Source organism: Cupriavidus sp. 01T418 (assembly GCF_056398885.1).
On sequence record NZ_JBFTQG010000003.1, the window covers coordinates 352553 to 372104 of the forward strand.

18 protein-coding genes are annotated in these 19552 nt (G+C 65.7%); 4 read left to right on the plus strand and 14 right to left on the minus strand.

The window, feature by feature from the left end; genetic code table 11:
* Positions 1-10 precede the first annotated feature (10 nt).
* From ispE to AC1DQ3_RS05820, 3 genes are all read right to left on the minus strand, one after another.
* Positions 11-889 (minus strand): 4-(cytidine 5'-diphospho)-2-C-methyl-D-erythritol kinase, encoded by an 879-nt coding sequence (gene ispE, locus AC1DQ3_RS05810; protein ID WP_477119214.1) that lies wholly within the window; start codon positions 887-889, stop codon positions 11-13.
* Positions 886-1500: a lipoprotein insertase outer membrane protein LolB gene (gene lolB / locus AC1DQ3_RS05815; protein ID WP_477119215.1), complete on the minus strand. Its 615-nt coding sequence runs from the start codon at positions 1498-1500 to the stop codon at positions 886-888. Before lolB ends, ispE begins: the two co-directional genes overlap by 4 nt.
* Before the next feature lie 103 nt (positions 1501-1603).
* Entirely contained in the window at positions 1604-3496 is a 1893-nt protein-coding gene (locus AC1DQ3_RS05820; protein ID WP_477119216.1) for a tetratricopeptide repeat protein, read from the minus strand.
* Positions 3497-3638: 142 nt separating this feature from the next.
* Here AC1DQ3_RS05820 and mutM point away from each other — a divergent pair, with 142 nt between their 5' ends.
* The 3 genes from mutM (at position 3639) to mutY (ending at position 8037) form a co-directional block, all read left to right on the plus strand.
* Positions 3639-4553, plus strand: a complete 915-nt coding sequence (gene mutM / locus AC1DQ3_RS05825) for a bifunctional DNA-formamidopyrimidine glycosylase/DNA-(apurinic or apyrimidinic site) lyase (protein ID WP_477119217.1) — start codon at positions 3639-3641, stop codon at positions 4551-4553.
* Positions 4554-4828: 275 nt separating this feature from the next.
* Positions 4829-6772, plus strand: a complete 1944-nt coding sequence (locus tag AC1DQ3_RS05830; RefSeq protein ID WP_477119218.1) for a dynamin family protein — start codon at positions 4829-4831, stop codon at positions 6770-6772.
* A 92-nt stretch (positions 6773-6864) separates the two neighbouring features.
* Complete coding sequence (mutY, locus tag AC1DQ3_RS05835; protein ID WP_477119219.1) at positions 6865-8037, plus strand: A/G-specific adenine glycosylase; 1173 nt, start codon at positions 6865-6867, stop codon at positions 8035-8037.
* 99 nt (positions 8038-8136) lie between these two features.
* On the opposite strand, the gene AC1DQ3_RS05840 is transcribed toward mutY, so the two are convergent.
* The 10 genes from AC1DQ3_RS05840 to AC1DQ3_RS05885 all read right to left on the minus strand — a co-directional run bounded on the left by AC1DQ3_RS05840 (position 8137) and on the right by AC1DQ3_RS05885 (position 17021).
* Positions 8137-8826: an LON peptidase substrate-binding domain-containing protein gene (locus AC1DQ3_RS05840; RefSeq protein ID WP_477119220.1), complete on the minus strand. Its 690-nt coding sequence runs from the start codon at positions 8824-8826 to the stop codon at positions 8137-8139.
* A 64-nt stretch (positions 8827-8890) separates the two neighbouring features.
* Positions 8891-9808, minus strand: a complete 918-nt coding sequence (gene rapZ / locus AC1DQ3_RS05845; protein ID WP_477119221.1) for an RNase adapter RapZ — start codon at positions 9806-9808, stop codon at positions 8891-8893.
* A gap of 122 nt (positions 9809-9930) precedes the next feature.
* The gene (gene hprK, locus AC1DQ3_RS05850; protein WP_006159437.1) at positions 9931-10902 is read right to left on the minus strand and encodes an HPr(Ser) kinase/phosphatase; all 972 of its coding nucleotides are present in this window, start codon (positions 10900-10902) and stop codon (positions 9931-9933) included.
* Positions 10903-10937: 35 nt separating this feature from the next.
* Positions 10938-11393 (minus strand): PTS sugar transporter subunit IIA, encoded by a 456-nt coding sequence (locus tag AC1DQ3_RS05855; RefSeq protein WP_477119222.1) that lies wholly within the window; start codon positions 11391-11393, stop codon positions 10938-10940.
* A 385-nt stretch (positions 11394-11778) separates the two neighbouring features.
* Positions 11779-12129 carry a ribosome hibernation-promoting factor, HPF/YfiA family gene (hpf, locus tag AC1DQ3_RS05860; RefSeq protein WP_477119223.1) on the minus strand — a complete coding sequence of 117 codons (351 nt, stop codon included), beginning with the start codon at positions 12127-12129 and terminating at the stop codon, positions 11779-11781.
* A gap of 49 nt (positions 12130-12178) precedes the next feature.
* Positions 12179-13654: an RNA polymerase factor sigma-54 gene (locus tag AC1DQ3_RS05865; RefSeq protein ID WP_477119224.1), complete on the minus strand. Its 1476-nt coding sequence runs from the start codon at positions 13652-13654 to the stop codon at positions 12179-12181.
* A 146-nt stretch (positions 13655-13800) separates the two neighbouring features.
* On the minus strand, positions 13801-14628 hold the full coding sequence (gene lptB / locus AC1DQ3_RS05870) for an LPS export ABC transporter ATP-binding protein (RefSeq protein WP_477119225.1): 828 nt from the start codon (positions 14626-14628) through the stop codon (positions 13801-13803).
* A 36-nt stretch (positions 14629-14664) separates the two neighbouring features.
* Positions 14665-15309 carry a lipopolysaccharide transport periplasmic protein LptA gene (lptA, locus tag AC1DQ3_RS05875; RefSeq protein WP_477119226.1) on the minus strand — a complete coding sequence of 215 codons (645 nt, stop codon included), beginning with the start codon at positions 15307-15309 and terminating at the stop codon, positions 14665-14667.
* A gap of 86 nt (positions 15310-15395) precedes the next feature.
* Positions 15396-16022, minus strand: a complete 627-nt coding sequence (gene lptC / locus AC1DQ3_RS05880; protein WP_477119227.1) for an LPS export ABC transporter periplasmic protein LptC — start codon at positions 16020-16022, stop codon at positions 15396-15398.
* A 15-nt stretch (positions 16023-16037) separates the two neighbouring features.
* The gene (locus AC1DQ3_RS05885; protein WP_477119228.1) at positions 16038-17021 is read right to left on the minus strand and encodes a KpsF/GutQ family sugar-phosphate isomerase; all 984 of its coding nucleotides are present in this window, start codon (positions 17019-17021) and stop codon (positions 16038-16040) included.
* A 152-nt stretch (positions 17022-17173) separates the two neighbouring features.
* Between AC1DQ3_RS05885 and AC1DQ3_RS05890 the strand changes: the two genes are divergently transcribed.
* Positions 17174-19153 carry a monovalent cation:proton antiporter family protein gene (locus AC1DQ3_RS05890; protein ID WP_477119229.1) on the plus strand — a complete coding sequence of 660 codons (1980 nt, stop codon included), beginning with the start codon at positions 17174-17176 and terminating at the stop codon, positions 19151-19153.
* 7 nt (positions 19154-19160) lie between these two features.
* Here AC1DQ3_RS05890 and AC1DQ3_RS05895 read toward each other — a convergent pair whose 3' ends face one another.
* On the minus strand, positions 19161-19547 hold the full coding sequence (locus tag AC1DQ3_RS05895) for a ribbon-helix-helix domain-containing protein (RefSeq protein WP_477119230.1): 387 nt from the start codon (positions 19545-19547) through the stop codon (positions 19161-19163).
* Positions 19548-19552 lie beyond the last annotated feature (5 nt).

Here is a 19552-nt window from a genome sequence, read left to right on the forward strand (position 1 = left end):
GAAAAACTATTTATGCGAGCGTTGCGAGCGGGTGTTGCGATAAACTCTTCGCACACCTGCCATCCCATTCGGGTGGCAACCGGCCTAGTACCTGCTGCGCCGTTTGCGCGTCGTTGAATCGCGCAAACACGCAGGCTCCGGAACCGGTCATCCTTGCATGGGGACTGTATTGTCTCAGCCATTCAAGGGCTCGGGCAACTTCGCCGAACTTCACTGTTGCTATCGTTTCCAGGTCGTTGCGACCGAAAGCGAATTTGTTTGTGCATCCAGTGAAGTCCGCTATTATGCTGACGGGCGTATCCCTTGTCAAGCGCTCGTCCGAAAAAATTGCAGCGGTCGGAACATGCTGCCGTGGATGGATGATCACGAACCAGCTCTCGGGCAAATCGACCGTCGTCAGTTCCTCGCCAACGCCCTCGGCGAAGGCGTTTTCTCCATGCACGAAGAAGGGCACGTCCGCGCCCAGCGCGAGGCCGACACGCTTGAGTTCGTCGCGTCCCAGGCCCAGGCCCCACAGATGGTTGAGCGCCAGCAGCGTGGTCGCCGCATCCGAAGAGCCGCCGCCAATGCCGCCGCCCATCGGCAGCCGCTTGGCAATGGCGATGTCGGCGCCGAAGCGCGTGCCGCCGGCTAGCTGCAACGCCTGCGCGGCGCGCACGATCAGGTCCGCCTGGGCCGGGACGCCGGGCACCTCGGTGGTGCGCTCGATGCGGCCATCGTCGCGGCGGCGGAAATCCAGCGTATCGCTCCAGTCCACCAGTTGGAAAACGGTCTGCAAGGTGTGATAGCCGTCGGCCCGGCGGCCGGTCACGTGCAGGAAGAGGTTCAGCTTGGCGGGCGCCGGGCAGCCGCGCAGTTCAGCGGGGGGCAGGGGGTGGGCCGTGCTCATTGCGCATGCTCCGGATCGATCACAAGACGCACCGAGAGCGGGCTGCTGTCGCCATCGCGTGCGAGGTCAATGCGGCGCGGAAGCGCCGCGGCCGGCGTGGCCGCTGCCGGAGTGTCCTGCCACGCCACATAGCGCACGGTCCAGCCGTTCTGCGCCAGCGTGGCCAGCCGTCCGCTCTCGTCGCGGGTGGTGCGCGCCGGGCTGCCCGGCGCGGGGCGGGCGTGCAGCCAGTCGCGCATGCCGGCCACCGGCAGTGAGAAGCCGAGCGCCTGTTCCAGCAAGGTATCCACCTCTGGCGCATTGCGCGGTGCCTGGTTGGGCAGGTCGAGTGTCGCGCCCGAAGGCGTGGCGGTGACCACGGCAAGGGTCTGGCCCAGCGGCGAGATCAGGTCCAGGCGCACGTTGCGGCCTTGCTCATGCCATTGAAAGCTGCCCTGCACGCCTTCCGCGCGGCCATAGCGCACGTAGTTGGCGGCGAAGCGTCCGCTGAGGTCGCGCGCCTGCGCAGTCTCGCCGGCATCGAACTGCCGCGTGGGCGTAATGCTGGCGCAGGCGGCAAGCCAGAATGGGGCGCTCAGGCAGAGCAGGGCTAGGCGTCGGGATCTATGCATGGAGTCTTGCGCCCGCACCGGCGCGGCCGGGCGCCCGGCGCCCGGCCCGGCGGATGACGCGGGCTATGTGGAAATATCGGAAACGACCTGTGCCTACCTGTGCCTACTTGAGCGCGGAGAGCGGCACGTTATAGCGGCGCAGGGTGTCGATCAGGATCACATTGTCCGGCTCGATCCTGGCGGCTTCGGTCCAGGTCTTGCGCGCCTCATCATGCTCGCCGAGCTGCCACAGCACTTCGCCGAGGTGGGCGCCGATTTCCGCCTCGGGCGCCTTGGCGTAGGCGTTGCGCAAGAGTTCGGCGGCAGGCTGCAACTGGCCGAGCCGGAACTTGACCCAGGCCAGGCTATCCATGATGTAGGGATCGTCCGGGCCCAGCGCGGAGGCCTTTTCCAGCAGCTGGAGGGCTTCCGGCAGGCGCACGTTGCGGTCCGCAAGCGAGTAGCCGAGCGCGTTATAGCCCTGTTTCGCGTCCGGCTGCATGGCGATCACCTGGCGCAGCAGCTTCTCCATGCTGTCGTAGTGCTTCTCGCGCTCGTCGAGCATGGCCAGCTCGTAGACCCAGTCCGAGTTGTCGGGCTCGGCCACGGTGCGTTCCTCCAGCACCTTGCGGGCGCGGCCGTAGGCCTTGGCATCGATCAGCATGCCAACCTCGGCCTGGCGGATCGCGGTCATGCGCTGCGCGCGCTGGTCGGGATCGGCGATATCCTCGGTATCGGCCAGCATGTCGTTGAATACGGACTGGGCGTCGTCGAGCTTGCCCATGCGGCCCAGCAACTGCGCGCGCTTGACGGCGGCGGCAGGCGCCAGGCGGCTGTCCTCGATGCGGTCGAGCCAGGCGACGGCGGCCGGGTAGTCCTTCTTTTCCTCGGCGATCTGCGCCAGGTACTGGTAGGCGATATCCGGGCTGGCGGCAGGCACCTGCTGGGCCAGGTCGAGGTACTCCTTCAGGTACTGCTCGGCTTCGTCATAGCGCTTGGACTGCAGGCTGGTCAGGCCAAGGGCAAGCGGCACGCGCGGGTCCTTCGGCGCGATCTTGCGCAGGGCCTCGAATTCGGCGCGGGCGGCTTGCAGGTCGTTCTGCTGCAGGTACAGCCGCGCCAGCGTGATATGGCCATTGACCGAGGCAGGCGCCTTGCCGACGAACGACTTCAGGCCGGCGATAGCCTCGTCCGGTGCGCTGTCGGCGCGCAACTCGGCTGCCGTCAGCGCGGCGGCTTCGTAGTCGGGGCGGATGCGCTGGGCTTCGTCGAGTTCGGCCAGGGCACCGGGAATGTCGTTGGCGGCTTCCTTGGCGCGAGCGAGTGCGAGGTGGGTCTCGGCCGAGCGCATGTCGTTCGCCGCCAGGCGCTGCATCAGGGCAACGGCGCCGGCGGGATCGCTGGTGCGCGAAAGCTGTTGCTGCATCTGCAGGATCGCATCCGGCCGGTGGCTCGGCGGCACGCCGTTGAGCTGCGCGGCCAGCAAGGGCTCGGCCTCGTCCCAGCGGCCGCTCAGCACCAGCAGGGTGGAAAGGACTTGACGTGCACCGGCCGAAGTGGGCGCGAGTTCGGTCCACAGGCGCGCGGCGTCGAGCGCTTGCTGGGCGCTGCGCGCATTGAAGGCGATCTCGGTGGCGCGCTGGGCAAAGCGCGGGTCACGCGTATTGCGGGCCAGTTCCAGGTAAGTCTGGTAAGCCGGACCGACCACGCCGCGCTGAATGGAGATTTCCGCTGCCATCACCCGGTACAGGATGTCGGCGGTCAGCGGCACCGCCGGCAGCGGCATCTTCGGCGGCAACGGCGTCGAGCGGATCGGCGCGGTGGCCTCCGCCGCCACCTTCATCGCGCGCTTGCCCTGCGGGGGCGCGGCATGGCTGACGAGCGGCGCCAGGGCGCAGACCGCAAGCGCAGCCGCAGCCGTGGCTGCGAGTCTGTGACGCAGTGGCCGCCGGGTAGAGCGCCGGATGGAGAGAAGTTGAGCGGTGGTCATCGAGGTACGGTCCAGGCGGTCCGACATGGGGGGTGGGTGCTCCAGCACTCAATGGCGATCGGAATGTTAAGGGCATTGTAGCCTGCCGCTACAATGCCTTGCAGATCCGCATGGCGCCAGTATGACTGGGGTCTCTGGCGGTTGGAGTGGCACAAAACGGAGAGGTTCGATGCCAGAGTTGCCGGAGGTCGAAGTGACCCGGCGCGGCCTGCTGCCGCACGTGGTGGGGCGGCGCATTACCGACGTGGTGGTGCGCCATCGCGGCCTGCGCTGGCCGGTCGAGCCTGAGCTTGAAGCGCAACTGGCCGGCCGGGTGATCGCGCGTATCGAACGGCGCGGCAAGTACCTGCTGCTGGAGTGCGTGCGCCCGGCCGTGGCCGGCCTGCCGCCGGATGGCTTCCCGGACGCGCCATGCGGGGATGACCGCGGCTGGCTGCTGATCCACCTCGGCATGACAGGCACCCTGCGGGTGCTGCCGCAGGCGCCGCCGCCGGGCAGCCACGATCACCTCGACCTGGTCCTGGCGGACCCCGCGGATGCCCACGCCGGCACTGGCACCGGCCTGGTGCTTCGCTTTCGCGACCCGCGCCGCTTTGGCGCGGTGCTCTGGAGCCCCCTCGAAGAGGCGCAGTTGCCAACGCATCCGCTGCTGCACAACCTGGGCGTCGAGCCTTTCGATCCCCGCTTCGACGGGGCCTGGCTGTATCGCCTGGGGCGCGGGCGCAGCGCAGCCATCAAGACGGTGCTGCTGGCGGGCGACATCGTGGTGGGCGTGGGCAATATCTACGCGTCGGAGAGCCTGTTTGCCGCCGGCATCCGTCCCACCACGCCGGCCGGAAGGCTGTCCCTGGCGCGCTGCGAACGCCTTGCCGCAGCGGTGCGGGACACCCTGGCCCGTGCCATCGAGCGCGGCGGCAGCACGTTGCGCGACTTCGTCGGCAGCGATGGCAGCAGCGGCTATTTCCAGCTGGATTGCGCCGTGTACGACCGTGCCGGCCATCCGTGCCGGGTCTGCGGCACCACCATCCGGCAGATCGTCCAGGGCCAGCGCTCTACTTTCTATTGCCCTACCTGCCAGCGCTGAAATGACGGCGGCCTTGCGCGGCGGCGATCCCCGCATCGAAGTGGTTACTGGATAACTTCCCGGTGCCGTCGACGCAGGCCGATGGGCCGGCGCAACAGCAGGGCCGCCACGCGACGTGAATTTCACAAAAGTCCGCCGGAAACCTGTATCTTCAGCAAAGTAAAAAAGTGTTACCAAGACACCATGTCACCGCCCGGGTGCAGGCTATCGGACATCAAGACGCCAGACCTGCAGCGCCGTCGCGGGGGCTTTTCGCCAAGCCGACCCCAGTGCCAATGACAACCCTCGCCCTTCAATTCGAACAATACGGCGCCTGGAGAACCGGGGTACTCGACTCCCTGGCCGAATTCCGCTCCTGGCTGCAGCAGCACGATCTCTACGACGCCCAGGCCGACGAACGCGTCCAGCGCATCCAGGGCGTGCTCAAGAGCGACCGGCTCAAGGTTGCCTTCATCGCGGAGTTCTCGCGGGGCAAGAGCGAGCTGATCAACGCCATTTTCTTTGCCGACTACGGCCGGCGCATCCTGCCGTCTTCCGCCGGGCGCACCACGATGTGCCCGACCGAGCTGCGCTACGACGAAGCCGAGGCGCCGTGCATTCGCCTGCTGCCGATCGAGACACGCCTGCAGGAGGCCTCCACCGCCGATTTCCTCGACGTCGAAGCGCACTGGCATACCGTGCCGCTCGATCCCTCGTCGCCGGAGGGGATGCTCGATGCGTTCCGGCACGTGGTCGAGACCAACCGCGTCACGCGCGCGATGGCGGAGTCGCTCGGCCTGTACAACGAGAACGATCCCGACGCCGCCTACGCGCTCGATGCCGATGGCATGGTGGAGATTTCGCGCTGGCGCCATGCGGTCATCAACTTCCCGCATCCGCTGCTGCGTCAGGGCCTGGTGATTCTCGACACGCCGGGTCTCAACGCCATCGGCACCGAGCCGGAGTTGACGCTGCGCCTGATTCCGGAGGCGCATGTGGTGGTGTTCATGCTTGCCGCCGATGCCGGCGTGACCAAGAGCGACCTCGACCTCTGGCGCAGCCATGTCAGTGCGGGCCACCGCAAGGGCTGCCTGGCGGTGCTCAACAAGATCGACGGCCTGTGGGACCCGCTCAAGTCGCCGGCCGAGACCGCGTCCGAAATCGCGCGCCAGGTCACCAACAGTGCCCAGGTACTGGGAATCGACGAGTCGCGCGTCTACCCGGTGTCGGCGCAGAAGGGCCTGGTGGCCAAGGTCACGCAAGACGACGACCTGCTGGCGCGCAGCGGCCTGCCGCAGTTCGAGCACGTGCTGTCGGACCAGTTGATCCCGCAGCGGCGCGAGATCGTCGCCGACCAGGTGCAGCGCTCGGTGGAGGAAATGGCGCGCGGCGCGCAGCAACTGCTGCAGAGCCGCCGCCGCAGCATCGTCGAGCAGTTGTTCGAGTTGCGCGGCCTGCGCGGCAAGAACCACGCGATGGTCAAGCACATGCTGATGCGCGTGCATTCGGAGAAGGAGGAGTTCGAGCAGAGTATCGCCAAGTTCCAGGCGCTGCGTCTTGTATTCGGGCGCCATAGCGCCGACATCATCAAGAGCCTGCAACTGCGCGACGTACGCCGTACCATGCGCGAGCGCCGCGAGCAGATGAAGGAGCGGTTCTTCTCGCGCGGCATGCGCGAGGACCTGGACGGGCTGTTCGTGCGGCTTGGCGAGCTGGTCAGCGAGGCCGACCAGAAAATCGTCCAGCTTCACCAGCTTACCGATGGCATGTACCGCCGCTTCAATGCCGAGCACGGCTTTACGTTGCCGGCGCCGATCCAGTTCGTCACCGCGCGCTATGTCAGCGAACTGCAGCAGACGCTGGCGCTGGCCCACACGCATTTCGGCACCATGAGCATGCTGACGCGCTCGCGGCCCCAGCTGATGCAAAGCGCGTTCTCCACCATCGCCAGCCGCGTGCTGGAAACCTTCCGCGATCTCAACCGCGATATCGAGATCTGGCTCAAGTCGGTGATGACGCCGCTGGAAGCGCAGGTGCGCGAGCACCAGAAGCAGTTGCGTCGCCGGGTGGATTCGATCGAGCGCATCCACGAGGCTACCGACACGCTGGAGGGCCGCATCGCGCAACTGGAGGAAGTGCTCAACGGGCTGGACGAGCGCAGCGGACGCATCGAGTCCTTCTCCCGGCAGATCCTGCGGGCGGACGCGAAAGACGGGCAGCTCAAGGCCGTCGCGGCCTGACGCAACGGCCCGCCGGCAGTGCCGGAGGCGGCGAGGCGGTATCATGACGCGCCGCCGCTTCCGGCGCCGCCGCCTTTCCCGTCACGTTTCCGATGCCCCGCAAGCCAGCCGCCTCTTCCGCCCTCTCTCTCGCCGATCTTTCTCCCGACGCCGTTCCCGCCGATTTCGCCACGCGCGTGGTGGCTTGGCAGCGCCAGCACGGGCGCCACGACCTGCCGTGGCAGAACACGCGCGACCCTTACCGTATCTGGCTGTCGGAAATCATGCTGCAGCAGACCCAGGTCGGCGCGGTGATCGAGTATTTCCAGCGCTTCGTCGGCCGGCTGCCTACCGTGGCCGCCCTGGCCGAGGCTAGCGCGGACGAGGTGATGGCGCTCTGGGCGGGGCTTGGCTATTACTCGCGTGCGCGCAACCTGCATCGCTGCGCAAAAGCCGTGATGAGCGAGCATGGCGGCGTGTTCCCGACCGACCCCGAAGTACTGGTGACGCTGCCCGGCATTGGCCGCTCCACCGCGGCGGCGGTGGCCGCGTTCAGCGCCGGCGTGCGCTCGCCCATCCTGGACGGCAACGTCAAGCGCGTATTCGCCAGGTTCTTCGGCATCCACGGCCACCCCGGCGTCAAGGCGGTGGAAAACTGCATGTGGCGCATCGCGGAGGAGGTCCTGCCCGCCAAGGGTCCGAAGCAGGCCGAGGACATGGTGTCGTACACGCAGGGGGTGATGGATCTTGGCGCCACCGTCTGCTCGCGCGGCAAGCCAGCCTGCCTTGCCGCCGCCGCGTCGTGTCCGCTGGCCAGCGACTGCGTGGCGCGCCGTGACGGCCTGACCGCCGTGCTGCCCACGCCGAAACCGCGCGCGGCCATTCCCGAGCGCAGTACCGTGATGCTGCTGGTGCGCCGTGGCCGTGAGGTCCTGCTCGCTTTGCGTCCGGACAGCGGCATCTGGGGCGGCCTGTGGAGCCTGCCCGAAATGCCCGTCGATACCGTGCCCTTCGATGCCGAACTGGCCGAAGACGCCGCCCTCGAACGCGCCCGCGAATTTGGCACGCCCACCACTGCCAACATGGTCGGCGAACTGACCCACGTCTTCACCCACTTCCGTCTGCTGATCCGCGCCATCCAAGTGGAGGTGACCGGCCTGACCGCGCACGATGCCACGAACGGCCCCGCGTTGCGTTGGCTGTCGCTGGACGATCTCGGCACGGTAGGCACGCCGGCACCGGTGCGCAAGCTGCTGGAGGCACAAGCCCAAGGCGGTTTGTTCTAAGCCGCGCGTCGGAAGGTGCGAAGAAATCGCAGCGCCTGCCACGGGCCGCGCAGCGGATTTAGTCGCACCTTGTACCTTTCCAGACCTTTCCAGACCTTTCTAGAGAATATGGTGCTGGTGCATGTACTTGTGCACGATCTCGATCCGCATTCCTGCATCCGGCAGCGCCATCAGCATCTGCTTGGCCCTGAGCGGCACCGGCAGCAACTCGCAAAGCCGGTTGGCGACCCAGCTCGGGTCATCCCACAGGAACGGCTCGGCAAAGGGAAGCTTGCCCGGATGCTCCGCGTGGAGCGAGGCAACGATACGGCGCAACACGGCGAGGCATTCGCCCAGCAGTTCGAGCTTGCAATCGATGATGTCGGGCGGCAGCAATTCCGCCTGGCCCACCAGCAGGCCATCCGCGCTTACGCTGTGGCCCAGCAGCCGGAAACGCTGGCGGCCGCGGGCGCTGATCAGCAACACGCCAAGCTGCTCCATATTGCAGTCGACGATATCGGCCAGGCAGCCGATGGGCTCGGGCATGGTGGACTCGTTGGGGCGGGCAACCTCGTTGCCGCTGGCGATCAGGCAGACGCCGAAGGGCGTGTGATCGCGCATGCATGCGCGCACCATATCTACGTAGCGTGCTTCGAAAACGCGCAGCGGCAACAGGCCATCCGGGAAAAGTACGGTGTGCAGCGGAAATAGCGGCAGGCTATCCAGCGTAGGCGGTACCGACGATGTGCCGGACGATGTTCCGGAAAAGGCGGCGGGCGATGCGGACGAGCCGGGCGTGGCGTGTGACATGCGGAGCCAGCAGAGTTTCGGGCGAGGACTGCCGAGCCTGGCCGCGAGAACTGGCGATGCGGCCTTAGCCGCCCGGTGCGAGCTCGCGGTGTCTCACCAGCACATTACCATGGGCGCGAAAATAGTTGGCAAGTCTTTCAGCGATATACACGGAGCGGTGCTGGCCGCCGGTGCAGCCAATGGCGACGGTCAGGTAGCTGCGATTGTCGGCGATGAAACTCGGCAGCCACTTTTCCACATAGGCGCGGATGTCTTCGGCCATGGCGAGCACCATGGGCTGGCTCTGCAGGAATTCGATCACGGGCTCGTCGCGGCCGGTCAGCGGGCGCAGCGCCAGGTCGTAGTAGGGATTGGGCAGCGAGCGGACGTCGAACACCAGGTCGGCGTCGCTGGGCACGCCGTGCTTGAAGCCAAACGACTCGAACAGCAGGGTGAGCTTCAGGTCATCGCCGCGCACGAATTCCTTGATCCATGCACGCAGCGTATTGGTGCGCACATTGCTCGTGTCGATGCGATGCGCAGCCTCCGCCAGCGGGCTGAGCAATTCGCGCTCCATCTCGATGGCCTCGATCAGGGAAGTGTCGCTGTACAGCGCATCGAGTGCATTGTCCGCAACGCCCGCGCTTTCTGCGCTGGCGGGGAGCGCCGCCTTGTCGACGCGCATCGACAGCGGATGGCGTCGCCGCGTTTCCGAGTATCGCTGTACCAGCGCGTCGGTGTTGGCGGTCAGGAAAACCACCCGCACCTGGTGTTCGGAAGCAAGGTCGCGCAGCGTGCCGGGCAATTCGTCCAGCGATTCGCGGCTGCGGATGTCGGTGGCTACGCCAAGATGCGTGTAGCCCTGGGCCGCGAGGTACTTGGCCAGTTCCGGGATGAACTGGGCCGGCAGGTTGTCAACGCAGTAATAACCTGCGTCTTCCAGTACGTTCAGGGCAACGGATTTGCCGGAGCCGGAGATGCCGGTGATAAGTATGATGCGCATAGCACGGCAAGCATAACATCAGGTGATGACGCCGTCATGACGGCAAGGCGCCAGGAAAAATGGCGAACCGGAGGGTTCGCCATTTTCGCACGTCCGCACGGTCAGGACTTTGTTGCCGAGGCCTAGAGCAGCCGGCCCTGGCCCCGCGACGCCACGTCGGCCTGCATGGCGGCACGCTGGCGGTCCATGAAATCGCGCAGCGTGTCGATGCCACGCAAGCGCAGGATGGTGTTGCGCACGGCGGCCTCGACCAGCACGGCGAGATTTCGGCCGGCCGCCACCTGGATCTTGACCATGTGGATGGGCAGGCCGAGCACATCCAGGTACTGGGAATCGAGTGGCAGGCGCTCGAATTCGCCGTCGTTGCGGCGCACCAGTTGCACCACCAGCTTCAGCTTCATCTTGCGGCGCACCGCGGTCTCGCCGAAGATGGTCTTGATGTCGAGCAGGCCCAGGCCGCGCACCTCCAGCAGGTTCTGCAGCAGCGGTGGGCAGCGGCCTTCGATGAAATCGGGTCCCAGGCGGACAAAGTCCACGGCGTCGTCGGCCACCAGCCCATGTCCGCGCGAGATCAGTTCCAGGCCGAGTTCGCTCTTGCCCAGGCCGGACTCGCCCATCACCAGCACGCCCATGCCGAGGATGTCGAGGAACACGCCGTGCATGGTCACGCGCGGCGCGGAAATGCGGGACAGGTAGAGGCGCAGGTGATCGATCACTGCCGCGGAAGACACCGGCGTGGTGAACAACGGGGTGGAGGAGCGCGTGCAGCGCAGTTCCAGGTCGGGCGGTGGCTCCATGCCGTCGGCGATCACCAGGAAGGGCGGCTCCAGCAGGATCAGCTCGCCCATCTGGCGCTTGCGCATCTCGTCGTCGAGGCGCTGGTAATAAGTGATCTCGGGCTTGCCCAGTACCTGGATCCGGTTCGGGTGGATCAGGTTCAAGTGGCCGACGAGATCGGCCGCGGAAGTGGCTTCACGCGCGAACTCGACATCGAAGGCACGGTCCGCGCCCTCCAGTCCCGCTACCCAGGACAGTTTGATATCGGCTGCGTTGTCGTCGAAGATCGACTGCGAGGTGACGCCAGTGAGTTCCATGCGAATGCTTTCAGGGACGAACTTTCAGTGGCGGGTCAGGGGTGCCATTGCATCAGCAACTGGTGCACGTCGTCGGGGGTGGGCAAAGTAGCCAGTCCGTCGCGCATCTCGCGATCGGACAACAACTGGGCGATCTCGGACAGGATTTCCAGATGCTGCTGGGTGGCCTGTTCGGGCACCAGCAGGAAGATCAGCAGCGCGACCGGCTTGCCGTCCGGCGACTCGAAGGGAATCGGCTCGGCCAGGCGCATGAAGGCGGCCAGCGGCTGTTTCAGTCCCTTGATGCGACCGTGCGGAATGGCAACCCCGGCGCCCAGCCCGGTGGACCCCAGCGATTCGCGGGCGAACAGGTTGTCGGTCACGGTAGCGCGCGCTACGCCATGATTGTTCTCGAAGAGGAGCCCGGCCTGTTCGAACACGCGCTTCTTGCTGGTGACGCTGACGTCGAGGTTGATGTTGCCGGGTGGCAGCAATTTAGCCAAACGATTCATGTGTGGAATGCGCAGCGTTTTCTAGTAAGAGCATGCCCGGGGCCTCGGGGCGTCCCAGCGGGCAGAAAAGATAAAAGACAAGGTCCGATGTTTCACCGGGTATCCCCATGCCGGTGTCGGGCGTGTGGCCATTATAGAGCAGGCCCGCCCCCGCCTTGTGCAATGCAATAGCCGATGCGCGGAAGTGGTGCCGCGCGCACGGAAAAATGGCCGAGCCAAGTGAATTATGTATTGCACAGCATACACCGGTACGTGTGCGTTGCGGAATCCCCTGCGTGGTCCCGGACGGGCGCCAGCAACGAAAAAGCCGCGCTATGGGCGCGGCTTGATTCCATTTTTCAGAGGACTGACACAGGCGGCGCGGTTTGTGGGCCGCCAGGCACGGTCATTGCTGCATCTGCGATTCGGCCATCTGGTACTTGACCGCTTCACGGTCGTGGCTTTGCACGCGATCCTTGTGGCGAATCACTTGCCGGTCGAGCTTGTCGACCAGCGCGTCGATAGCGGCATACAGGTCCTCGTGGTGCGCTTCGACAAAGATGTCCTTGCCCTTCAGATGCAGATTGATTTCCGCGTACTGCCGCCGGTCCTTTTCTTTTGTATTGTCGACAGAGAGCAGCACACTTACGCCAATGACTTGATCGAAATGCCTGACGATACGCTCCAGTTTCGTTTCCACGTACTCACGCAGCGGGGGCGTGATGTCCAAGTGGTGTCCACTGATCTTGAAGTTCATAGCGTTTCTCCTTCTGAAAGAGCTGCATCAGGCAGGCGATGCAGCTCGGCTACAAAGTCTTTCGGAGAGTAACTGCCGGAATCTTGAGCGCCTCGCGGTATTTGGCAACGGTACGCCGTGCCACTACGAAGCCTTGCTCGCCGAGTAATTCGGCGATCCGACTGTCGGACAAGGGGTTCCTGGCGTCTTCGGCTCCTATTAACTGCTTGATCAACGCACGGATTGCCGTTGACGAGGCCGCGCCGCCGGTTTCTGTGGAAACATGACTGCCGAAGAAATACTTCAGCTCGAAAGTCCCCATCGGCGTTGCCATGTATTTATTGGTAGTCACCCGAGAGATGGTGGACTCGTGTAATCCCAGTGTATCGGCAATCTCCCGCAAAACCAAGGGGCGCATCGCAATTTCACCGTGGGTGAAGAAGTTCTTCTGACGTTCGACAATCGCTTGTGCGACGCGCAATATCGTGTCGAACCTTTGCTGGATATTCTTGATCAACCAGCGTGCTTCCTGCAGCTTTTGCTGCAGTCCAGCCGCACCCGCATCGCCTTTTGCACCGCGCAAGATTTGCGCGTACATGTCGTTGATACGTAGTCGCGGCATCACGTCCGGATTGAGTTGCGCGATCCAGCCGCCGTTCAGTTTTCGAACAAACACGTCCGGCACGACGAAGTCGGCGTCCGGCCGGCTGTACGCATGGCCAGGATAGGGCGCCAGCGAACGGATCAGTTCGTGCGCGGACTTGAGTTCCGGCTCGTCCACCTGCAGCGCCTTCTTCAGGCGCGTGTAGTCGCGCACTGCAAGCAGTTCCAGGTGGTTGGTGACAATGTTCAGCGCCAGGTCGCGCTGCGGGTGCTTGAGCCGGCGCAATTGCAGCGCCAGGCACTCGGCTGCGTTGCGTGCGCCCACACCAGGCGGATCGAAGCTCTGCAGCAGGGTGAGGACGGCGTGGACCTCGTCGATTTCGAATTCGAGCTCCTCCGGCAGTTCGCTGCAGATTTCCTCGAGCGAGGCGCTCAGGTAGCCGTCGTCGTCCAGCGATTCCACCAGGAAGATGGCCAGCCCCTTGTCGCGCATGGAAATCTTCAGCGGCGCGAGTTGTTCCATCAGGTATTCGCGCAGCGTGGGTTCGGCATCGCGCAACTGCATCGGCGTCTTTTCGTCGTCGTCGCCCTGCGGGCGGCGGGCGAAATCGTCGAGGCTCCAGTCGCTGCCGTAGTCTTCATTGCTGTCGGAATAATTGTCTTCGGCTTCGGGCGCGCCGTCGGGCCGGTTCTCGCTGGTGCCCTGGCCGTCGGCGGGCGCCGGCGCGGGCGCGCTCTGCAAATTGACCGAGCCGTCGGCAGCGACGCGCAGCGGGCTGTCCAGCCAGTCGTTCTCGCGTTCGAGCAGCGGGTTCTCGGTCAGCGCCTGCTCCACTTCCTGCTGCAGTTCGAGCGTGGACAGTTGCAGCAGCCGGATCGACTGCTGGAGTTGCGGCGTAAGCGCGAGATGCTGCGAGAGGCGGAGCTGAAGCGACGGTTTCATGCGACCTATTTTATGCCCAACTTCCGTACTGGTGGAACGGAAATTGCTATCGCTGACGCCGCCGTGATCGTTTGCCGGACAAAAGGGGGCACCGGAGGCACCTGGGCGCAAATTCGCGCCAGACGCCGCGTGCCGCCCGTGAGCCCTTACATGCGGAAATTCTCGCCCAGGTAGACCTTGCGCACCGATTCGTTGGCAATGATGTCTTCAGGCTGGCCTGAAGCCAGCACGGCGCCTTCGCTGATGATATAGGCGTGATCGCAGATGCCAAGCGTCTCACGCACGTTGTGGTCGGTGATCAGCACGCCGATATTGCGCGCCTTCAGGAAGCTGACGATGCGCTGGATCTCGCCGACCGCGATCGGGTCGACGCCGGCGAAAGGCTCGTCGAGCAGGATGAAGCGCGGCGCCGAAGCCAGCGCACGGGCGATTTCCACGCGGCGGCGCTCGCCGCCGGACAGAGACAGCGCCGGGTTGTCGCGCAGGTGGGCAATCTGCAGGTCATCGAGCAGCGTGTCCAGCCGGCGCTCGATCTCGGTCTTGCCAAGCGGCTTGCCGTCCTGGACCTGCAACTCCAGCACCGCGCGGATGTTCTCCTGCACATTGAGCTTGCGGAACACCGAGGCTTCCTGCGGCAGGTAGGACAGGCCCATGCGGGCCCGTTCGTGGATGGCGAGGCCGCTGATGTGCTTGTCGTCGAGCACGATGTCGCCCTCGTCCAGCGCCACCAGCCCCACGATCATGTAGAAGGAGGTGGTCTTGCCGGCACCGTTGGGCCCCAGCAGCCCAACCACCTCGCCGCTCTTGACGTCGAGAGACACATCCTTGACCACCGTGCGCGAGCCGTAGCGCTTTTTCAGGTGACGCACGACCAGCGTGCTGCTCTCCGTCAGGGCGGCGGGATGGGCGGGCGCGGCCCGGGGAGCGGCCTGGGTAACGGCCTCGGTAACGGTTTGGGTCTGGGTCTCGGTCATGAAGCTGGAATCCGTGGATCGGGCGACGCGGCGGCGTCAGGGGTTGACGGGGGCGGGCGCCGGCTTGAGCTGCACCGGTTTGCCGGCGGCGCCGCTGGCGGGCTGCTCCTGGCGCGGCGACAACACGGCGCGCACGCGCCCGGACGGGCTGCCCGCCGTCGCGTTCTCCGCGCCGCCGCTGGCGGTGTAGAACTCGTTGCGGCTGTCATAGGTGATCACCGCACCGCGGATCTCGTCGACCAGCTTGGCGCCGGCCAGCCGCGCCATGCGTGCGCGCCCGATCAGCTTGGACAATTCCTGCTTGCCGTCATACTCGATGCGGTCGCCCCAGCCGTCGATGTATTCGTCGACGTTGTCACGTTTCTGGCGGATATAGGCCTGCTTGTCGCCCTTGGACGTGGCCACGGCGTACTGGTAGCCCTCGGGATCGGTGCGGACTTCGGCCGCGTCGGATTTCAGCACCATGGTGCCCTTGGTCAGCACCACGTTGCCGGTCAGCACATAAACCTGCTTGACGTCGTCGTAGCTGGCGTTGTCGGCCTCCAGCACCAGCGGCTTGTCGCGGTCGGCCTTCTCCGCGCTGGCGGGCGCGGCCAGCGCGAGGCCAAGGACGGCTGCCAGCGTCAGCAAAGCGGCCGTGGTGCGGCGGCGACAGGACGATGTCGTCAGGAATGGATTCATGTTGGCGTGATGGCGGTTGGCGCGGACGGCTGTAGCCCGCGGGCGGCTTCGTTTCCTGGCGGCTGTCGAAGAACAAGGGAGATGGACTACTTCACGGGGCTCGCCGGCGGCGGTCCCGTGATAATGGTGCCGCGTACGTTACCCAGCAATTGTACTTCGCGGGTGACATTGTTAAAGATCAGCCCGTTGGCCGTCATCACCGACGGGCCGCGGGTCAGCTTGACAGCCTTGTCGGTCTTGACGATGTCATCGTTGACCAGCACCTGGAAATACTCGGAGGCGGCGGTCATCTGGGGATCCTTGGCGAGGTCGGGCCCCTGGGCGCGCACGATGAAGGCATTGCCGAACAGGTCGATCACCGAGCCTTCCGCGTTCATCGTGCCGCGATCGGAGTGGCCGGTCACGGGCGGACGGTCGATTTCATAGGCGCGCATGGCCGGACGCGTGACTTCGTAGGTCTGGTCATCCTCGAAGTGGATCATCTTGTCGCCGGTAAACCGCATCTTGGTGTTTCCGTCCTCGGCGAGTTCGGTGGCGGAGAAACGGATCATGTAGTAATCGGGCTCATGCTTCTTGCCCACCGGCCCGGTGGCGGCTTCCTTCGGGGAATTGACCTGCACCAGCCAGAATGTGCTGCCCGCCACCAGCGCCATCAGCAGCAGCGGCAAGATTCGCATTCCAAGCCGGCTCAGGGAGGACAGGAGATCCTGCATAGGTTCTGGTTGCCCTCAGATGACCTTGGCGCGGGTCAGGTCGTGGATGTGCAGGGCACCGACCAGGCGCTGGTCGGCATCGACCACCAGCATCTGGTTGATACGGTTCGCCTCCATGACCTGCACGGCTTCCACCGCCAGCTGGTCCGGCCCCACCGTATGCGGCGAGCGGTGCATCACCTCGCTGATGGGCACGGTCTTCCAGTCGCGCGGCGTTTCCAGCAGGCGGCGCAGGTCGCCGTCGGTGAACACGCCGATCAGGCGGTCGTCCGGGTCCACTACCGCGGTCATGGCCATGCCCTTGCGGGTGATTTCCATCAAGGCCTGGGCCAGCGGCGTGCTTTCGCGCACCTTGGGCACCGCATTGCCGCTGCGCATGACGTCGCGCACATGGGTCAGCAGCTTGCGCCCGAGCGCGCCGCCCGGATGCGAGCGGGCAAAATCCTCTTCGCCGAAGCCGCGGGCGTCCAGAACAGCCACCGCCAGCGCGTCGCCCATCGCCAGCGCGGCGGTAGTACTGGCGGTCGGGGCCAGGTTGAGCGGGCAGGCCTCTTTCTCCACCCCGGCATTGAGGTGGGCGTCGGCCAGCTTGGCCAGCGTGGAGTCGGGGTTGCCGGTCACGGAGATCAGCTTGGCGCCGATGCGCTTGACGATCGGGACGATCGACAGCAGCTCGGCGGTCTCTCCGGAGTTGGAAAAGGCAATCAGCACATCGTCGCGGGTGACCATGCCGAGATCGCCATGGCTGGCCTCGGCCGGATGCACGAAAAAGGCCGGCGTGCCGGTCGATGCCAGCGTGGCGGCGACCTTGCGGCCGATGTGTCCCGACTTGCCGATACCAGACACGACCACGCGTCCGCTGCAATTGAGGGTCAGTTGGACGGCCTGCGCAAATTCGCCGTCCAGGCGGCCCGCGAGGGCGGCGACGGCATCGGCTTCGATCTGGAGGGTCTCGCGAGCGAGCCGAAGTGCTCGATCCGCATTGAAATTAGCTATCATGGCGACGAAGTATACCAACGAATGCGATGGCGCTTGGGCTGTTCCTGGGATCGGGCGGCCGGGGCGGCTGCCGTGCTTGCCGCAATGCGCCGGCAGGGCCGCCCGCGCCGGGCTGCCCCCTGGTCTGTTGGCGGCGTACCCTGATCCTTCCGATGCACTCTGCGCTGGACCTGACCCTTGTGCTGCTGGCTGCCGCCGTATTCGGCGTGGTCGCCTTTCGCATGCTCCAGCTGCCGCCGATGCTGGGGTACCTGGTCGTCGGCATCCTGATCGGGCCGCACGCGCTTGGCCTGGCCAGCGATACCGCGCAAACCAAGTACCTGGCCGAGTTCGGCGTGGTCTTTTTGATGTTCTCGATCGGCCTGGAGTTCAGCCTGGGCAAGCTGAAGGCCATGAAGCGGCTGGTCTTCGGCATGGGCGGCTCGCAGGTGGTGCTGTCGCTGCTGGCGGTGATACCGGCGAGCTGGGCGTTCAACTGGCTGTTTCCGCTGTCCTGGCAGGCTTCGGTGGCGCTGGGCGGCGCGCTGGCCATGTCGTCCACCGCGATCGTGTCCAAGATGCTGTCGGAGCGCCTGGAGCTGGAAAGCGAGCACGGGCGCAACATCATCAGCATCCTGCTGTTCCAGGACCTGGCGGTGGTGCCGCTGCTGATCGTGATCCCGGCGCTGTCGCGCGAGCCCGGCGACATGGCAATGGCGCTCGGGCTGGCCACGGTCAAGATCGTGGTGGCCCTGAGCCTGATCTTCTTCGTCGGCCAGCGGCTGATGAGCCGCTGGTTCCACATCGTGGCGGCACGCCGTTCGCAAGAGCTGTTCATGCTCAACCTGCTGCTGGTCACGCTGGGCATGGCGGCGCTGACCGAACGGCTGGGCCTGTCGATGGCGCTGGGCGCTTTCATTGCCGGCATGCTGATCTCCGAGACGCCGTATCGCCACCAGGTGGAGGAGGACATCAAGCCCTTCCGCGACGTGCTGCTGGGGCTGTTCTTCGTCACCATCGGCATGTTGCTCAATATCCACGTGGTGCTCGATCACCTGTGGCTGGTGCTGGGGCTGCTGGTGGTGCCGATTGTCTTCAAGCTGCTGCTGATTTCCGGCCTGGCGCGCCTGTTCGGCTCGCGCCAGGGGGTGGCGATCCGCACCGGCCTGGGGCTGGCGCAGGCCGGCGAGTTCGGTTTCGTGCTGCTTAACCAGATCGACGGGCTGAACCTGGTCCATCCGGTGCTGATCCAGGCCATCCTGGCCTCGATGCTGCTGTCGATGCTGGCGGCGCCGTTCCTGATCCAGTACAGCGATGCCATCGTGCTGCGCTTTACTGCCAACGAATGGCTGATGCAGTCGCTGAATATGACGCGCATCGCGGCGCAAAGCCTGCAGACCGAGAAGCACGCCATCATCTGCGGCTTCGGCCGCAGCGGGCAGAACCTGGCGCATATGCTGGAGCGGGAGGGCATCACCTATGTGGCGCTCGACCTTGACCCGGATCGCGTGCGCGAGGCCGCCGGCGCCGGCGATACCGTAGTGTACGGCGACGCTGGCCGGCGCGAGGCGCTGATCGCGGCGGGCCTGCATCGGGCGGCTGCCCTGGTCATCACCTACAACAACACGCCCTCGGCCCTCAAGGTGCTGCACCACGTGCAGGAACTGGAACCGGCGCTGCCCGTCATCGTACGTACCATGGACGATTCGGAACTCGACATCCTGCAGAAGGCGGGCGCTACCGAGGTGGTACCGGAAAGCATCGAAGGCAGCCTGATGCTGGCGTCGCACGCGCTGGTGCTGCTGGGCGTGCCGATGCGTCGCGTGGTGCGCGGCGTGCAGCAGGCGCGCGATGCGCGCTACAGCCTGCTGCGCGGCTATTTCCACGGGCGCGACGACGAGGAGGATCTGGTCGAGCGGGAGTCGGTGCGGCTGCAGTCGGTCTCGCTCGGCCCCGACGCCACGGCGGTGGGCCGGCGCCTGGGCGCACTCGGGCTGGATCGCATCGGGGTGGAGGTGACGGCGGTGCGCCGGCGCGGCATCCGCGCCTTCGATCCGCAGCCGGAAACCGTGCTGGAGCCAGGGGACATCGTGGTGCTGCGCGGGCAGCCCGAGGCGCTGGAGGCAGCGGAACAGCGCATGCTGGGCGGCTGATCCGGCCCTATGCCGCCGCCGCGTGGCTGGCGGGGCGCGCCGCTTCCGCCCATGACGGCGGCAGGCCGTCGAGCACGGCGCGCGCGTCGAGCGAGCCGATCGGCACGCGCGAATCGGCGGGAATGCGGCCCTCGCCTTGCAGCATCAGGTAGCGCAGGCAGCACACGCGCAGGAAGGACGTGAAGTTGGCCGCCTCGCCCCGGTAGGCGGTCAGTTCGTCGTGCAGGCGGGTGATCAGTTGGCCAACGCTCATGCCGTCGCGCTGTGCCAGCGCTTCGAGCACTTCCCAGAACAGGCTTTCCAGCCGGATGCTGGTGGCCACGCCGTGCAAGCGCAAGGAGCGCGACTGGCACGCGTACGACTGCGGGTTGGCCCGGATGAAGATTTCACACATAGAAA

Excerpts from the sequence above, each read along its gene's own strand:
- ispE (WP_477119214.1), bottom strand. The coding sequence starts at position 889 with ATGAGCACGGCCCACCCCCTGCCCCCCGCTGAACTGCGCGGCTGCCCG.
- lolB (WP_477119215.1), bottom strand. The coding sequence starts at position 1,500 with ATGCATAGATCCCGACGCCTAGCCCTGCTCTGCCTGAGCGCCCCATTC.
- AC1DQ3_RS05820 (WP_477119216.1), bottom strand. The coding sequence starts at position 3,496 with ATGTCGGACCGCCTGGACCGTACCTCGATGACCACCGCTCAACTTCTC.
- mutM (WP_477119217.1), top strand. The coding sequence starts at position 3,639 with ATGCCAGAGTTGCCGGAGGTCGAAGTGACCCGGCGCGGCCTGCTGCCG.
- AC1DQ3_RS05830 (WP_477119218.1), top strand. The coding sequence starts at position 4,829 with ATGACAACCCTCGCCCTTCAATTCGAACAATACGGCGCCTGGAGAACC.
- mutY (WP_477119219.1), top strand. The coding sequence starts at position 6,865 with ATGCCCCGCAAGCCAGCCGCCTCTTCCGCCCTCTCTCTCGCCGATCTT.
- AC1DQ3_RS05840 (WP_477119220.1), bottom strand. The coding sequence starts at position 8,826 with ATGTCACACGCCACGCCCGGCTCGTCCGCATCGCCCGCCGCCTTTTCC.
- rapZ (WP_477119221.1), bottom strand. The coding sequence starts at position 9,808 with ATGCGCATCATACTTATCACCGGCATCTCCGGCTCCGGCAAATCCGTT.
- hprK (WP_006159437.1), bottom strand. The coding sequence starts at position 10,902 with ATGGAACTCACTGGCGTCACCTCGCAGTCGATCTTCGACGACAACGCA.
- AC1DQ3_RS05855 (WP_477119222.1), bottom strand. The coding sequence starts at position 11,393 with ATGAATCGTTTGGCTAAATTGCTGCCACCCGGCAACATCAACCTCGAC.
- hpf (WP_477119223.1), bottom strand. The coding sequence starts at position 12,129 with ATGAACTTCAAGATCAGTGGACACCACTTGGACATCACGCCCCCGCTG.
- AC1DQ3_RS05865 (WP_477119224.1), bottom strand. The coding sequence starts at position 13,654 with ATGAAACCGTCGCTTCAGCTCCGCCTCTCGCAGCATCTCGCGCTTACG.
- lptB (WP_477119225.1), bottom strand. The coding sequence starts at position 14,628 with ATGACCGAGACCCAGACCCAAACCGTTACCGAGGCCGTTACCCAGGCC.
- lptA (WP_477119226.1), bottom strand. The coding sequence starts at position 15,309 with ATGAATCCATTCCTGACGACATCGTCCTGTCGCCGCCGCACCACGGCC.
- lptC (WP_477119227.1), bottom strand. The coding sequence starts at position 16,022 with ATGCAGGATCTCCTGTCCTCCCTGAGCCGGCTTGGAATGCGAATCTTG.
- AC1DQ3_RS05885 (WP_477119228.1), bottom strand. The coding sequence starts at position 17,021 with ATGATAGCTAATTTCAATGCGGATCGAGCACTTCGGCTCGCTCGCGAG.
- AC1DQ3_RS05890 (WP_477119229.1), top strand. The coding sequence starts at position 17,174 with ATGCACTCTGCGCTGGACCTGACCCTTGTGCTGCTGGCTGCCGCCGTA.
- AC1DQ3_RS05895 (WP_477119230.1), bottom strand. The coding sequence starts at position 19,547 with ATGTGTGAAATCTTCATCCGGGCCAACCCGCAGTCGTACGCGTGCCAG.